Here is a 14,825-nt window from a genome sequence, read left to right as displayed (position 1 = left end):
TTTATTTTTTTAGTCATTCAAAGGCAAGCATGAAAATCTTGGTGAGATATTTTTTCCCATTCTTAAAGATGGAAAAGCTGAAAAAACACCGCACATAACGCCCTTTTTACATATAGAATTAAAAACTTCTCTAAAGGATTAATTGAATAGATCTGCTTGAATAGAAGATCTGCTCCCTCACAAAGGAGGACATTTCTTCAGCAGAACTTTTTTATTAGAAGGTTGAGAAGAAGTTAAGTTAAATGAAGTATATAAATAGAAGCATTTGGAGACGTGTGTCATGATCTTCTATCCTAATCAAACAATCTTTATTGTACTCCTGTCTTTCTTTAGTTTCAATGTTAATTTGAGAAATGTTAAAGAAGGTGGGTTATTGTAGATGAAGAGGAAGCTGATTTTACTGCAGCTTCCTCTCTCTTTGATGAAGGATGTTTTCATTATGGTTTCATGACTAAGTTTGGCTTTTTCTTCAGGCTGTGGTCCCCGTCAATGAAACGGACGGTTCCGGATTTAGCTCTCATAACTAACGTTTGAGTTGTCGCTTTCTGTCCTTTAAATTGCACGCCTTTGAGAAGTTCGCCATCGGTGACACCGGTAGCGGCGAAAATGGCATCGTCCCCTCCACAGAAATCTTCCATATAAAGGACTTTGTCGACATCTTCAATCCCCATCTGTTCACAACGGAGACGTTCCTCGTCATTTGCTGGAAGAAGTTTGCCCTGGATTTCACCACCAAGACACTTCAGGGCGACGGCTGCGAGTACCCCCTCAGGGGCACCACCTATTCCGAACAGAATATCGACACCTGTATGATCGAAGGCTGTATTGATAGCAGCAGCGACATCACCGTCAGGGATCAGCTTGATTCTTGCACCAGCCTCGCGGATCTCCTCAATGATCCTCTGGTGGCGGTCACGATTCAAGACAACGGCAACGACATCTTCCACATCTTTCTCTTTCGCCTCAGCGACGGCTAGCAGGTTTTCAGCAATGGAGGCGTTGATATCCACTTTCCCTACGGCCTCCGGACCGACAGCTATTTTATTCATATACATGTCAGGGGCATGTAAAAGCTGCTTATGATCAGCGATTGCTAAGACAGCAAGGGCATTCCACGTTCCTTGAGCCACGATGTTTGTACCTTCGAGTGGATCGACAGCTACATCCACCCTGGCTCCGTACCCATTGCCGAGTTTCTCACCGATATAAAGCATAGGCGCTTCATCCATTTCCCCTTCTCCGATCACGACAGTCCCTTTCATCGGGATCGTATCAAACACATCGCGCATGGCTGAGGTTGCCGCATCATCGGCTTCCTCTTTCTTTCCTCTCCCCATCCAACGCGCTGATGATAATGCTGCTGCTTCTGTGACTCTAACTAATTCCATCGATAGACTTCTTTCCATGGTGATCTCCCCGATCAATCAAAGATTTTTCCTCATCTCCCCATGGAAATCATGAACCTACGAATTTTGGAATTGCTCAATCTCTTCGTCTGACATCTCCTCATACCAGACTTTTGCACCTAAATCGATCAGCTTGTTTGTAATATTTTCATACCCTCGTTCAATGTGATCGACTCCTGTGATCTCGGTCACACCATCAGCCATCAATCCAGCAATGACAAGGGCAGCCCCGGCACGAAGGTCTGTCGCTTTCACTTTTGCTCCCTGCAGCTTAGAAGGGCCTGTCACAATAGCCGAACCACCTTCGACTTTGATCGAAGCATTCATACGTCTCAATTCATCGACATGCTTGAAACGAGCCTGATAGATGGTATCTGTGACGACACCTGTACCCTGGGTCTGTGTAAGTAAGGAAGTGAACGGCTGTTGTAAATCTGTCGGGAAGCCTGGATAAACGAGTGTCTTAATATCGACACTCCTCAACTCTTTCCCAGGTTTGACGTACAACTGCTCATCATTTTCTTCAATGGTGACACCCATCTCTCTCAGCTTCGCTAACAGAGACTCCAAGTGTTGCGGGATGACGTTATCAATGATCATCTCCTCACCTTGTGCAGCAGCCATAATCGTGTAAGTGCCTGCTTCTATCCGGTCCGGGATAATCGTGTGAAGGCAGCCTTTCAGTGTATCCACACCTTCAATACGGATGACGTCTGTTCCTGCCCCTTTGATTTTCGCTCCCATACTTGTCAAAAGGGTGGCCACATCAATGATTTCAGGTTCTTTCGCTGCATTCTCAATGACTGTCTTCCCTTTTGCACGAACGGCAGCCAGCATGATATTGATTGTAGCTCCAACACTGACAACGTCTAAATAAATCCGGGCACCCTTCAGTTCTTTGGCGCGAAGGTAAATCGCACCCTGTTCATTTGTCACTTTAGCACCAAGAGCTTCGAACCCTTTAATATGCTGGTCGATTGGCCTCGGACCTAAGTGACAGCCTCCAGGCAAACCGATGACAGCTTTATTAAAGCGGCCAAGCATCGCTCCCATAAAATAATAGGAAGCTCTCAACTTTTTAACTTTCCCATTCGGCAAGGGCATGTCTACCATTTCAGAAGGATCGATATGCACGGTTCTTCCGTCTTTACGCACCGAGCCACCGATCTCTTCCAATAAGTCCGACAAGATCCCAACATCAGAAATGTCCGGAAGACCTTCAATCGTTACAGGGGTTTCCGCCAAAATTGCCGCTGGCAGAAGGGCTACAGCACTGTTTTTAGCACCACTGACCCGAACCTGTCCACGTAATGGTCTTCCGCCTTCCACTAATAGTTTATGCATGTGAAACTCCTCGCTTTAAGGTGAAGATTATGGTTTTTAGTATGTGCAATATTTTCCAAAACACACGACTATTTTTGATTATTCCAGTCATTCAGGAATTTTTCAATCCCCTGATCCGTCAATGGGTGTTTAACAATCTGGCTCAGAACTTTGAAAGGAATCGTAGCAATGTGCGCTCCGTGAATAGCCGCTTCCGTTACGTGAACAGGATGACGGACAGATGCTGCGATGATTTCCGTGTCAATGGCATGTCGGTCAAAGATTTCTGAAATCTGTGCCACGAGTTCCATTCCGTTATGACCGATATCATCCAGTCTACCAAGGAATGGCGATACGTAGGAGGCACCGGCACGGGCTGCCATCAACGCCTGATTGGCTGAGAAAACCAAGGTCACATTTGTTTTGATATTCAAATCACTGAAAGCTTTCACTGCTTTCAGGCCTTCCAGCGTCATCGGAACTTTCACTGTAATGTTCGGCGCAATCGCAGCAAGCTCCTTCCCTTCCCGAATCATCCCTTCTGAATCTTCAGAGATGACTTCTGCACTGACTGAACCATCCACTTCATCTGTGATTTCTTTCAGACGGTCATGAAAGGATACTCCTTCTTTCGCTACAAGGCTCGGGTTTGTCGTTACCCCAGCTAAAAGCCCTAGTGCATTTGCTTCCCGAATGTCTTCTATGTTTGCCGTATCAATAAAAAATTTCATATCCCCACTCCTCTTCGCTTCATTTGGTTGCTCCAAGTTGATGAAAATAGTCGAATGATGGCGTTTTCATACATGATGAAAAGGAAACCGCTACAGTGTAGCGGCTTCCTTCAAACTATTATTACGCTTTTTGAGAAGATCCGAATTCACGCATCTTGCCAATAACTGTTTCCTTGATCGCATCACGACCAGGTCCAAGATATTTACGTGGATCGTACTGCTCAGGTTGTTCAGCAAGAACCTGGCGAACAGCTTTACCTTGTGCCATTTGGTTCTCAGTGTTTACATTGATTTTAGCTGTACCGAAAGAAATAGCTTTCTTGATATCAGCTGTCGGGATACCTGTACCACCGTGAAGAACAAGTGGCTTGTCAACAAGTCCCATGATTTCTTCCATGCGGTCAAAGCCAAGGTTCGGCTCACCTTTGTATGGTCCGTGTACAGAACCAAGCGCTGGTGCGAATACGTCAACGTTTGTTTCGTCAACCAATTGCTTACACTCAGATGGGATCGCGTATGCTGCTTCCGCATCGTCAACGATGATGTCATCTTCTTGTCCACCTACACGGCCAAGCTCTGCTTCAACAGATACACCGTGGATATGTGCAAGTTCAACAACTTTACGAGTGACTGCAATGTTCTCTTCAAGTGGATCGTGGGAAGCATCGATCATTACAGAAGTGAATCCAGCGTGGATCGCTTCTGCACATTTTTCAAAGCTTGAACCATGGTCCAAGTGAATAGCAACAGGTACCGTTGTACCATAAGACTTCATAAGTGCTTTTACCATGTCGACAACAACGTTGAAGCCGCCCATGTAACGTCCTGCACCTTCAGATACACCCAGGATTACTGGAGACTGCTCTTCTTCAGCAGCCTGAAGAATCGCTTGAGCATATTCTAAGTTATTAAGGTTGAACTGACCTACGCCGTAGCGTTCTTCCTTAGCTTTTTCTAGCATTTCTTTCATTGATACTAGTGGCATGAAAGAATCCTCCTTTAGTTAGCGTACTGCATTGTATTTACAAGTCTGTTTCCATACGAAAACACACCATGTAAGTTTGGTTACAGTATTAGAATACCAATACCCTTTCTATGGTGCAACAGCAGGAGGATTATATAGCGCTTACATCAAGAAAAAAGTCATGAACGGCTGTGAACAAGGGTTCCATTAACCATTTCTTTCAATTTATGGATGTCAAATGGCTTAGCTATGATATCTGTGACGAAAGGAAAATCTGCTTCCTTTTCGATTGATTCCTTAGATGCCCCTGTAATGATGATGACAGGTGAATCAAAGTGCATTTCTTCTAAGTAGAGCAATACTTCTTTGCCGTGCATGACAGGAAGATTATAATCCATAATAATAAGATCCATGTCCTGTTCTTCCACAAGGTCACATGCTTCCCGGCCAGTTTTTGCACTTACAGTTTCGTATCCTTCTGTTTTGAGAATCTCTTCTAACAGGAGCCGTATCCCTGGCTGGTCGTCCACGATAAGGATTCGATTTGCCATGCTTTTTACCTTCCCTTCTATCATCTTAAAATTTTTTAATTCTTCTCACTATCTCTCTATCCATGTATTTTCTATACTTTAATGATGTATTCCTGCGCACGTACGTTCTATTTGTCATATTTTCTGTAAAAATTTCTCTTCCCACTAAAGCTCCCTATTCTTGAAGGCTCAGTTTCGAGAGGTGCTCCGGGAAAAGGTTCGTCTTGCTCCATCGTCCCATAGGAGTCTCACCGATTCCCTCCGCCCCTTTACCTTATAAGTGTCTCGAAACCACTTCTAAAAGGGGCAGATTGAATGGTTGAGGGAAGTGGATGATTGGAAAACCTGTATTCATAAGTAAGGTTCCAATCCTTCTCCCCTGGGCGGGCATTTAGTGCGTTGTATCAAGCATTTGCGTATGCTAAACGTCAATGGAGTAAAGTTTATATTATTAACTTCTTATAACCATACCAGCTGATTTTTTTAAGTAGTGGTTTCGAGACTCCTGCGGGAAAAAAGGGCATGGTGAGACCCTACAGGACGCAGTCCGAGGAGGCTCACCGCGCTCCCGCGGAAAGCGAGCTATTCCCCGCAGCCCCATCCACTTAACAAAAGTCTCAAAACTGAGTCTTCAACAAACCTGCCATATACTTAAAGAACTCTAAAAAAGAGCCGATACCCTTTCAGGGACATCGGCTCTTTTTATTTATTATTGATTGGTTTTCATTGCTGCGCCGACGAAGCCGTGGAATAGCTCCTGTGGGCGGGTCGGGCGTGACTTGAATTCCGGGTGGAACTGGCTGGCTACGAACCATGGGTGATCTTCCACCTCGATGATTTCAACAAGACGGCCGTCCGGGCTTGTACCGGAGAATTTGAATCCTGCCGCTTCCATTTGTTCACGGTAATGATTGTTGAATTCGAAACGGTGACGGTGACGCTCGTACACGACTTCTTCTCCGTAAGCTTCCATCGCTTTGGTGCCTGGCTGCAGACGGGATGGATAGATTCCAAGACGAAGGGTACCACCAAGATCAGACACTTCTTTTTGTTCTGGAAGAAGGTCGATGATCGGGTGCTCCGTGGAAGGATCAATTTCTGCGGAATGCGCACCTTTCAGGCCTAGGACGTTACGGGCAAATTCAACGGTTGCGAGCTGCATACCAAGGCAGATTCCGAGGAATGGTACGTGGTTTTCACGCGCATAACGAATCGCATCGATTTTCCCTTCAATTCCTCGGTCTCCAAAGCCTCCAGGAACAAGGATTCCGTCTACACCCTGCAGTGCATCTGCAACATTTTGTGCGTTCAAGTGTTCAGAGTTCACCCATTTTACGTCTACATCGGAATCGTAGCTGTAACCGGCATGTTTTAGTGCTTCTACTACGGAGATGTAAGCATCCGGAAGCTCTACATACTTACCGACAAGCGCAATGGTTGTTTTATGCTGAAGGTTTTTCACTTGGTCAATCAGCTTGTTCCACTCTGTCATGTCCGCTGGTGGTAAATCTAAACCGAAGTGCTGACATGTCAGCTCATCCAGTTTTTGTTCCTGCAAAGTAATCGGAACGTTGTAAAGGGTATCAGCATCTCGAGCTTCAATCACTGCATCTTTATTAATGTCGCAGAACAGAGCGATTTTTTCTTTCATATCTTCAGAAATCGCCATTTCTGTACGAAGGACGATGACATCCGGCTGAATACCCAGGGAGCGAAGTTCCTTCACACTATGCTGCGTCGGTTTTGTCTTCATTTCCCCTGCTGCATTCAAGTAAGGAACAAGCGTACAGTGCAGGTACATGACATGTTCACGGCCAATGTCACTTTTGATTTGGCGAATCGCTTCAAGGAATGGAAGGGACTCGATATCCCCGACCGTACCACCAATTTCCGTGATGACGACATCTGCGTTCGTTTCGTGACCCGCACGGAAGACACGTTCTTTGATTTCGTTCGTAATGTGAGGGATGACTTGGACCGTCCCTCCCAAATAATCACCACGACGCTCTTTTTTAATGACGTTGGAATAGACTTTACCTGTCGTCACGTTGCTGAATTTATTCAGGTTGATATCAATGAAACGCTCATAGTGACCAAGGTCAAGGTCTGTTTCAGCTCCATCATCAGTTACGAATACTTCGCCGTGTTGATAAGGGCTCATGGTCCCCGGGTCTACGTTAATGTACGGGTCGAATTTTTGGATCGTTACCTTCATGCCTCGATTTTTTAATAAACGACCTAGAGATGCTGCCGTAATTCCTTTACCCAAAGATGATACGACACCGCCAGTTACGAAAATGTATTTTGTTGCCACGTTGAATCCCTCTTTCTCTATTTGTCTTATTTAGTTATTCACTAATCCTTGCGATTTGATAAGGGCCATTTACATAAAAGCACAAGCGCCCAGGATGGGCTCCATGGCGAAACTTCATGCCAGAAGGAGGAGCTTGGACGCTGAATGATACAAAAGCACAGGCGCCTTAGCCATAACCAAGGCGCCTCTTGTGATATCGTATATAAAAAACAAAAAACGCTCCCCTCTCTCGGGGAGCGTTTGGAAATTTCGTTTAAGGAAATTAAAGAGCCCAAATAAGATTCTACTGATTTGACTTTTAAAAGTCAACCACCTTATTTATCTTCTTCTTCTTCGTCGTCATCTCCGATGAAACTGATGTCATCTTCTACGATTTCTTCCTCTTCTTCATCCAGGTCATCCTCTTCATAATCACCTTCGAAGTCATCGTCATCATCAAGATCTAAATCTTCATCTGTCAGCTCAAGGTCATCCTCAAGCTCGTCATCTTCTGCATCATCAAATTCAGATACACCCAACTCATCTTCAAGCAGCTTGGAAGGCTTTTTCTTCTTTTTCTTTTTCTTTTTACGTTTTTGTGGAAGGTTGGCAATCTCTTCTTCCATTTGCTCTACCGGGTACCACTTCTTCAAGCCCCAACGGTTCGTCCCGATAGTCATGAATTGACCGTCGATATTCATGTCCGTATAGAACTGGGCGATGTATTGTTCTCTCTGTGCATCAGTAAAACCTTTCATGTCTGCGATGCGCTTGAAGATTTCATTAAAGTCAATCGCTTCACGTTCTTCTTCTAGGATTTTAGTAGCCAGTACAATCATGGAAGTTTCTTGAATTTGCTCTCGGCTCATTTCTTTTAAGCTCACGGTCCAGCACTCCTTTATATAAACAAAATAGAATAAGTGACCTCATGGGCATACGAATCACATTTAATCATACCATCCATTATATGATTTGGCCTTATAAAAATCAAATAGAGTCTTCCTTACCTTTTCTAGCCAAACCTACATGAATTTAAACTTTCGATATAAAATAGAGGATAGACATATATGTTGGTGTTCCAGCTATTTTAATTTAAAATAAAAGTAGAATTGATCGAGAGAAGGAGAGACGAACTGTGCAAAATCATCCTTTTAACTGGGTGGCCTCCATTATCGCCGCCTTAGCCATAGGCATCTGGCTATTTACAAGCTTCGGCATGATCCATGAGGAACATAAAGAAGAAGCAGAAATCACGTCCAAAACTCATAATGATGAAGGTTATTTTGTAGAAGTGGATGACAAGAAAATCCACGTCAAAGATACGAGTACATGGATGCTGTTAAAAGAAGGCGAAACGTATAACCTTACTTATGAATGGTATGGAATGAAAAAACCTTATGTAACTGAAGTGAATCAGGCCCATGACGATGATCAGGTCGGTGGTCACTAAAAGAATGGCCCTCGCTAGCATTTTAGCGAGGGCTAATTTTTTTATTAGCAGGTTCAGACAATATATTAGCGACTTTCTACTATATATTAGCAGGTATCATCATTATTTTAGCGACTTCGCTCCATATATTAGCAACCGCTACATATTCCTTCTGTACTGACCGCCAACTTCATAAAGCGCGTTCGTAATTTGACCGAGGCTCGCGACTTTGACAGTTTCCATTAATTCTTCAAAAATGTTTCCTCCGCCTGAGGCCGCTTGTTTCAAACGATTCAATGCTTCCCCGGCTTCACTCTCATGGGACGATTGGAAGTTGCGTAATTCTGTAATCTGGTGCTCTTTTTCTTCTTTGGATGCACGTGCGAGTTCCATGGAGTCGATTTCCTCTTCGGAAGGCGGATTCGGATTCAAGTACGTGTTCACACCGATGATTGGAAGTTCACCGGAGTGCTTTTTCCCTTCATAATATAGAGATTCTTCCTGGATTTTACCTCGTTGATACTGGCGTTCCATCGCACCGAGAACTCCGCCGCGGTCATTGATGCGCTCAAACTCCTGCAATACGGCTTCTTCGACTAGGTCGGTCAGCTCTCTAATGATATAAGAACCTTGCAGGGAGTTTTCGTTTTTCGTCAGACCGAACTCTTTGCTGATGATCATCTGAATGGCCATCGCTCTTCGAACAGATTCCTCTGTTGGTGTCGTGATTGCTTCATCATAGGAGTTCGTATGCAGGGAGTTACAGTTATCCTGGATGGCGATCAGCGCCTGCAATGTTGTCCGGATGTCATTAAAGTCAATTTCCTGCGCGTGCAGGGAACGGCCGGAGGTTTGAATGTGATACTTCAACTTCTGGCTTCGCTCGTTAGCTCCGTATTTATCCCGCATCACGATCGCCCAAATACGGCGTGCTACACGACCGAGGACCGTATATTCTGGATCCAAACCGTTGGAGAAGAAAAACGACAGGTTGGGTGCGAACTTGTTGATGTCCATACCTCGACTCAAGTAATACTCGACATACGTGAACCCGTTGGCTAATGTAAAGGCCAACTGTGTAATCGGATTGGCACCTGCTTCCGCGATATGATAGCCAGAAATGGATACGGAATAATAATTGCGTACTTCATTGTCGATAAAGTACTGCTGAATATCGCCCATCATACGAAGCGCGAACTCAGTGGAGAAGATGCATGTGTTCTGTCCTTGATCTTCTTTTAAAATATCTGCCTGTACCGTACCGCGGACAACATTGATGGTCTGATTCTTGATGGACGCCGCTTCTTCAGCATTCGGCTCACGGCCGTTTTCTTCCTTGAACTTTTCAAGCTGCTGATCGATGGCAGTGTTGAAGAACATAGCAAGAATGATCGGTGCCGGACCGTTGATGGTCATGGAAACAGAGGTGGACGGATCAACGAGGTCAAATCCATCGTAGAGTTTCTTCATATCTTCCAGCGTACAAATGTTGACACCGCTCTCTCCGACTTTTCCGTAGATATCCGGGCGTTCATCCGGATCCTCTCCATATAAGGTGACAGAATCAAAAGCTGTACTCAGCCGTTTCGCTTCGTCTCCTTCCGATAAATAATGGAAGCGTCGGTTAGTCCGTTCCGGCGTTCCTTCCCCAGCGAACTGACGCTTCGGATCTTCCCCTTTGCGCTTGAATGGAAAGACTCCAGCGGTAAACGGGAACGCACCCGGAACATTTTCACGTAGCAGCCACGACAGACGGTCACCCCAGTCGGTATATTTCGGAAGCGCGACTTTCGGAACCTTCGTTCCACTCAGGCTCTCTGTCGTAATATCCATGGTGATTTCTTTATCACGCACTTTGAAGGTGTACGTATCTCCGCTATAACGGTCGTGAAGGGCATCCCAGTCTTCCAGCTTCTCTTTTGCATCACGAGAAAGGTGGCGTTCGTAATCTTCAATCAAGCGCTGCAGACTTTCTTTTGTTGCCTCATCCTCTACGAGCTCAACCGTACCTTTCAGCTGATAGAGTTTGCGCGCTTTTTCTGCCTGGTCTTCTGTTTCGTTATGGTAATTGCGGACGGCCAGGGCAATATCTCGCAAATATTGCTTGCGCTCATTAGGAATGATGACATTCTGCTTTTCTACCTTCTCAAGGCCGGAAAAAGAGGTTTCATCTTCCCAGGAGAATCTTTCGTTCAACTGATCGACGATCGCCGCAAACAACGTATTGGTTCCAGGATCATTGAACTGGCTTGCAATCGTCCCATAAACCGGGAACTTGCTGTCGTCTTCATGGAAAAGCATATGGCTGCGCTGGTACTGCTTTTTCACTTGATTAAAAGCGTCTTCCGATCCTTTTTGTTCAAATTTATTGATGACAATAAAATCAGCAAAGTCGATCATATCTATTTTCTCAAGCTGTGATGGCGCACCGAATTCTGCTGTCATGACATACATCGATAAATCGGTGATGTCAGTAATGGCTGCATCCCCCTGGCCGATCCCACTCGTTTCAACGATGATAAAATCAACACCGGCCGCTTTGACGACTTGAATGGCTTCTTCCACGGCTGTGGAAAGTTCGGAACGGGCATCCCTCGTTGCAAGAGAACGCATATAAACGCGCGGGTTGAAGATCGCGTTCATACGGATACGGTCACCGAGTAGGGCCCCGCCTGTTTTCTTTTTCGTAGGATCGACAGATAAGATCGCGATTTTCTTATCGGGAATTTCATTGATGAAGCGGCGGATCAATTCATCTGTAAGTGAGCTCTTTCCCGCTCCCCCTGTACCTGTGATTCCAAGAACGGGAATCGTTTTTTCCTGTATTTTCTCAACAGCCGTCTCAAATGCCGCCACGGCTTCCCTTTCTTTCTTCGGCGTATTCTCAACATAAGTAATGAAACGCGCGATGGACTGATGGTCTCCGGATGAAAGGCCCTCGACACCTTTTTCTACATCAAGAGGTGGCAGGAAATCGCATTCTTCGATCATTAAATTGATCATGCCCTGAAGGCCTAGTGTGCGACCATCTTCAGGCGAAAACACGCGCGCTACGCCGTACTCATGAAGTTCTTTGATTTCACGAGGGATGATGACACCTCCGCCACCACCGTAAACGCGAATGTGTCCTGCTCCCTTCTGCTCCAACAGGTCGACCATGTATTTAAAGTATTCCACATGTCCTCCCTGATACGAAGATATCGCAATCCCTTGAGCGTCTTCCTGAATGGCCGCATTGACTACTTCCTCCACGGAACGGTTGTGACCAAGGTGAATGACCTCTGCCCCTGTCGCTTGAAGAATCCGCCTCATAATATTGATGGATGCATCATGACCGTCAAAGAGACTCGAGGACGTCACGAAACGGACAGGGTTTTTCGGCTTATAGACTGTCGGTTGTTCCATATCCGATCTTCCTTTCTATTGGAGTGTTTCTTCTTTATCGAGACCTTTTAACAACAATTGAATCTGTGTATCGGTGTAGCTTTCAATGGTGAACGTGCGTTGAAGAATCCAGCGGCGGAATCCCCACATCTGCCCCTGGACAAAAATATTGTTGGCGATCAGCTTGATTTCTTCCTCCGGGTGTTCTCCCGGAAGACTGTTGATGATGACTTGTTCGAGCATCGCCACCATATCGCGCTCCTTTTGCAACACGTAATCCTGAGCGTCCCGTGGCAGCGACTTGACTTCCTGATACATGACGAGTACTTCATCCTGCATATCATCCATCAATTGAAAGTAGGAGCGAATGGCATGGACCAGGCTTTGCACACTCGTCTGGTGAGGATCAATCGCATCTTCCATTCGCTCTTTGACCCGCTGATAAATGGAGTCACAGACGAGAAACAGAACATCCTCTTTCTTTCGAATGTACTCATAAAGGGTCCCGATACTGAATCCAGAAGCCTTGGCGATTTCGCGGGTCGTCGTCTTATGGAACCCTTTTTCTATAAAAAGAGTGACCGCACCCTTGATCATCTGGTTTCTACGCTTAGAAACGAGCGCTTCATCTTTAATGGTTGAAGGTACTTGTTTTTCAGCCAAACTTACTCCCCCTTCCTTACCCATTCACGAAACCAGGACCGGGCCAATTCATAAGGATCCGCATCCGGGTTTTGAAAAACTTCGAGCTTCTGTTCATCTTTTTCTATCTCACCCTTGACGTCCCGCCAGATCTCTTCCCGAATCAAATCATACACTTCCAGCTGAAGCTGCTGTTTGCGTCGTTCCGCCCCTTTGTTCGTCTCATACAGAAACTCACGGTGGCTTTTCATGCTTTCATAGAGTTCTTCCATCCCTTTGGCTTCGGTTGAAATCGTTTGAACGATGGGCGGTTCCCATCCTTCTGGTTGAACGATCATCATGTATTCTTCAAGGGTGGACTTAAGCTTCCTCACTCCTGGCAAGTCTGCTTTGTTGATGATAAAGAGGTCCGCGATTTCCATAATTCCTGCCTTGAAAATCTGAAGGACGTCTCCACTATTAGGAGTCAGCACCAGCCCTGTCGTATCCACAACTTTCATAATATCGAGCTCAGACTGACCGACACCGACCGTTTCAACGAGAACGACATCAAAACCGTAAGCATCACACACACGAATGCTGTCTTTAGTCGCCCGGGCTAAACCACCGAGGCTCCCTCTTGTCGCCATGCTTCTTATGAAGATGCCGGGGTCGAGGAAATGCTGGTTCATCCTCGTACGATCTCCAAGCAGTGCCCCTCCACTGAATGGACTGGTAGGATCGACCGCTATGACAGCGACGGTGAGATTCTGCTTTCTTAAAAAGGTGAGCAATTGATTGATCAGCGAGCTCTTCCCTGCTCCCGGTGAACCTGTTATGCCAATGTAATGCGCTTGTTTTTGTATAGAAAAAACATCACTCATCAGCGAAAGTTTTTCTTCATCTTCGTTCTCGATCAACGTAATCGCTCGGGCAAGCGCCCTCATATCCTGCTTTTGGATTCGTTCAGCCAGTGGATGCATAACGCTGACCTTCTATTGAGTAACCATGCGGCCGACAACGAGCCTTTGGATTTCCTGTGTTCCTTCATAGATTTGGGTGATTTTCGCATCACGCATGTAACGCTCGACCGGATAATCTTTCGTGTAGCCATAACCTCCGTGGACCTGTACGGCTTCTGTCGTCACTTTCATTGCTGTGTCTCCAGCAAACAATTTAGCCATGGCCGATGCTTTTGAGTAAGGCAGTCCCTCTGATTCTAAATAAGCCGCCTGGTAAGTAAGCAAACGAGAGGCTTCAATTTCTGTTGCCATATCGGCGAGCTTGAAAGAAATTCCCTGCAAATGAGCAATCGGCTTCCCGAACTGTTCACGCTCTTTCGCATAGTTTACAGATTCATCCAGCGCTCCTTGCGCAATTCCAACCGCCTGAGCAGCGATTCCGTTACGACCTCCATCGAGGGTCATCATCGCCACTTTGAATCCTTTACCTTCTTCACCGAGCAAGTTCTCTTTCGGAATCTTACAATCTTCGAAGATTAGTTCTGTCGTTGGTGAGGAACGAATACCGAGCTTTTTCTCTTTCTTGCCGGTCGTGAATCCTGGTGTATCTTTCTCCACGATAAACGCACTGATGCCACGATTGCCCTCATTCGGATCTGTTTTTGCAAAGACGACATAGATGTCCGCGACTCCTCCATTGGTGATCCACACTTTGCTTCCGTTCAGCACATAATGGTCTCCGTCAAGTTTCGCTTGTGTCCTCATGGAAGAAACATCACTGCCTGCTCCTGGTTCAGACAAGGCATAAGCTCCAAGAGCTTCACCTGAAGCGAGTTGAGTCAAATACTTCTGCTTCTGTTCTTCTGTTCCGAATTTATAGATTGGCCAGCTCGCTAGAGAAATGTGCGCAGATAGGGTGACCCCCGTGGAAGCACAGACGCGTGAAAGTTCTTCAACCGCGATGACATAGCTGACAAAATCCGATCCAATGCCGCCATATTCTTCAGGCCATGGAATTCCCGTCAAACCAAGCTCCGCCATCTTATCGAAAATTTCACGATCGAAGCGTTCCTCTTCATCCCTTTCGGCAGCTGTTGGTTCCACTTCATTTTTAGCAAAATCACGCACCATTTTTCTGAGCATTTCCTGTTCTTCTGTTAAAGTAAAATTCATTCTGTCATC

At 45.7% G+C, this 14,825-nt stretch carries 12 protein-coding genes; 1 reads left to right on the top strand and 11 read right to left on the bottom strand.

Annotated features, from left to right (window positions below):
* Positions 1-437: 437 nt before the first annotated feature.
* The 7 genes from glpX to rpoE form a co-directional block, all read right to left on the bottom strand.
* Positions 438-1,406 (bottom strand): class II fructose-bisphosphatase, encoded by a 969-nt coding sequence (glpX, locus tag J0K78_RS13265; RefSeq protein WP_206947512.1) that lies wholly within the window; start codon positions 1,404-1,406, stop codon positions 438-440.
* Between the two features lie 57 nt (positions 1,407-1,463).
* Positions 1,464-2,750 (bottom strand): UDP-N-acetylglucosamine 1-carboxyvinyltransferase, encoded by a 1,287-nt coding sequence (locus J0K78_RS13260; RefSeq protein ID WP_160910886.1) that lies wholly within the window; start codon positions 2,748-2,750, stop codon positions 1,464-1,466.
* 68 nt (positions 2,751-2,818) lie between these two features.
* Positions 2,819-3,460 (bottom strand): fructose-6-phosphate aldolase, encoded by a 642-nt coding sequence (gene fsa, locus J0K78_RS13255; protein WP_160910884.1) that lies wholly within the window; start codon positions 3,458-3,460, stop codon positions 2,819-2,821.
* A 121-nt stretch (positions 3,461-3,581) separates the two neighbouring features.
* Positions 3,582-4,445, bottom strand: a complete 864-nt coding sequence (gene fba, locus J0K78_RS13250) for a class II fructose-1,6-bisphosphate aldolase (RefSeq protein ID WP_075037173.1) — start codon at positions 4,443-4,445, stop codon at positions 3,582-3,584.
* Positions 4,446-4,603: 158 nt separating this feature from the next.
* The gene (locus J0K78_RS13245; RefSeq protein WP_206947511.1) at positions 4,604-4,975 is read right to left on the bottom strand and encodes a response regulator; all 372 of its coding nucleotides are present in this window, start codon (positions 4,973-4,975) and stop codon (positions 4,604-4,606) included.
* 688 nt (positions 4,976-5,663) lie between these two features.
* Entirely contained in the window at positions 5,664-7,268 is a 1,605-nt protein-coding gene (locus J0K78_RS13240; RefSeq protein ID WP_160910880.1) for a CTP synthase, read from the bottom strand.
* A gap of 314 nt (positions 7,269-7,582) precedes the next feature.
* Positions 7,583-8,131, bottom strand: coding sequence for a DNA-directed RNA polymerase subunit delta (gene rpoE, locus J0K78_RS13235; protein ID WP_206947510.1), 549 nt, complete (start codon positions 8,129-8,131; stop codon positions 7,583-7,585).
* Positions 8,132-8,382: 251 nt separating this feature from the next.
* Between rpoE and J0K78_RS13230 the strand changes: the two genes are divergently transcribed.
* A complete protein-coding gene (locus J0K78_RS13230; protein ID WP_160910876.1) occupies positions 8,383-8,697 on the top strand; it encodes a hypothetical protein in 315 nt (104 codons plus the stop codon).
* A 138-nt stretch (positions 8,698-8,835) separates the two neighbouring features.
* Here J0K78_RS13230 and icmF read toward each other — a convergent pair whose 3' ends face one another.
* Genes icmF through J0K78_RS13210 form a run of 4 tightly spaced genes read right to left on the bottom strand, consistent with a single transcriptional unit; the run spans position 8,836 to position 14,816 of the window.
* Entirely contained in the window at positions 8,836-12,081 is a 3,246-nt protein-coding gene (gene icmF, locus J0K78_RS13225; protein WP_206947509.1) for a fused isobutyryl-CoA mutase/GTPase IcmF, read from the bottom strand.
* 15 nt (positions 12,082-12,096) lie between these two features.
* On the bottom strand, positions 12,097-12,723 hold the full coding sequence (locus tag J0K78_RS13220) for a TetR/AcrR family transcriptional regulator (protein ID WP_160910872.1): 627 nt from the start codon (positions 12,721-12,723) through the stop codon (positions 12,097-12,099).
* Positions 12,724-12,725: 2 nt separating this feature from the next.
* Positions 12,726-13,664 (bottom strand): methylmalonyl Co-A mutase-associated GTPase MeaB, encoded by a 939-nt coding sequence (gene meaB, locus J0K78_RS13215; protein ID WP_206947508.1) that lies wholly within the window; start codon positions 13,662-13,664, stop codon positions 12,726-12,728.
* A 12-nt stretch (positions 13,665-13,676) separates the two neighbouring features.
* On the bottom strand, positions 13,677-14,816 hold the full coding sequence (locus J0K78_RS13210; RefSeq protein ID WP_089654847.1) for an acyl-CoA dehydrogenase: 1,140 nt from the start codon (positions 14,814-14,816) through the stop codon (positions 13,677-13,679).
* Positions 14,817-14,825 lie beyond the last annotated feature (9 nt).

The sequence above is a fragment of the Halobacillus sp. GSS1 genome (assembly GCF_017307035.1).
In the GTDB taxonomy this organism is placed as follows: Bacteria; Bacillota; Bacilli; order Bacillales; family Halobacillaceae; genus Halobacillus; species Halobacillus litoralis.
Note: the sequence above shows the minus strand (reverse complement) of the source record. Positions and strands in the feature narration are given on the sequence as shown.

Excerpts from the sequence above, each read along its gene's own strand:
- fsa (WP_160910884.1), bottom strand. The coding sequence starts at position 3,460 with ATGAAATTTTTTATTGATACGGCAAACATAGAAGACATTCGGGAAGCA.
- meaB (WP_206947508.1), bottom strand. The coding sequence starts at position 13,664 with ATGCATCCACTGGCTGAACGAATCCAAAAGCAGGATATGAGGGCGCTT.
- glpX (WP_206947512.1), bottom strand. The coding sequence starts at position 1,406 with ATGGAAAGAAGTCTATCGATGGAATTAGTTAGAGTCACAGAAGCAGCA.
- J0K78_RS13260 (WP_160910886.1), bottom strand. The coding sequence starts at position 2,750 with ATGCATAAACTATTAGTGGAAGGCGGAAGACCATTACGTGGACAGGTT.
- J0K78_RS13210 (WP_089654847.1), bottom strand. The coding sequence starts at position 14,816 with ATGAATTTTACTTTAACAGAAGAACAGGAAATGCTCAGAAAAATGGTG.
- J0K78_RS13245 (WP_206947511.1), bottom strand. The coding sequence starts at position 4,975 with ATGGCAAATCGAATCCTTATCGTGGACGACCAGCCAGGGATACGGCTC.
- icmF (WP_206947509.1), bottom strand. The coding sequence starts at position 12,081 with ATGGAACAACCGACAGTCTATAAGCCGAAAAACCCTGTCCGTTTCGTG.
- fba (WP_075037173.1), bottom strand. The coding sequence starts at position 4,445 with ATGCCACTAGTATCAATGAAAGAAATGCTAGAAAAAGCTAAGGAAGAA.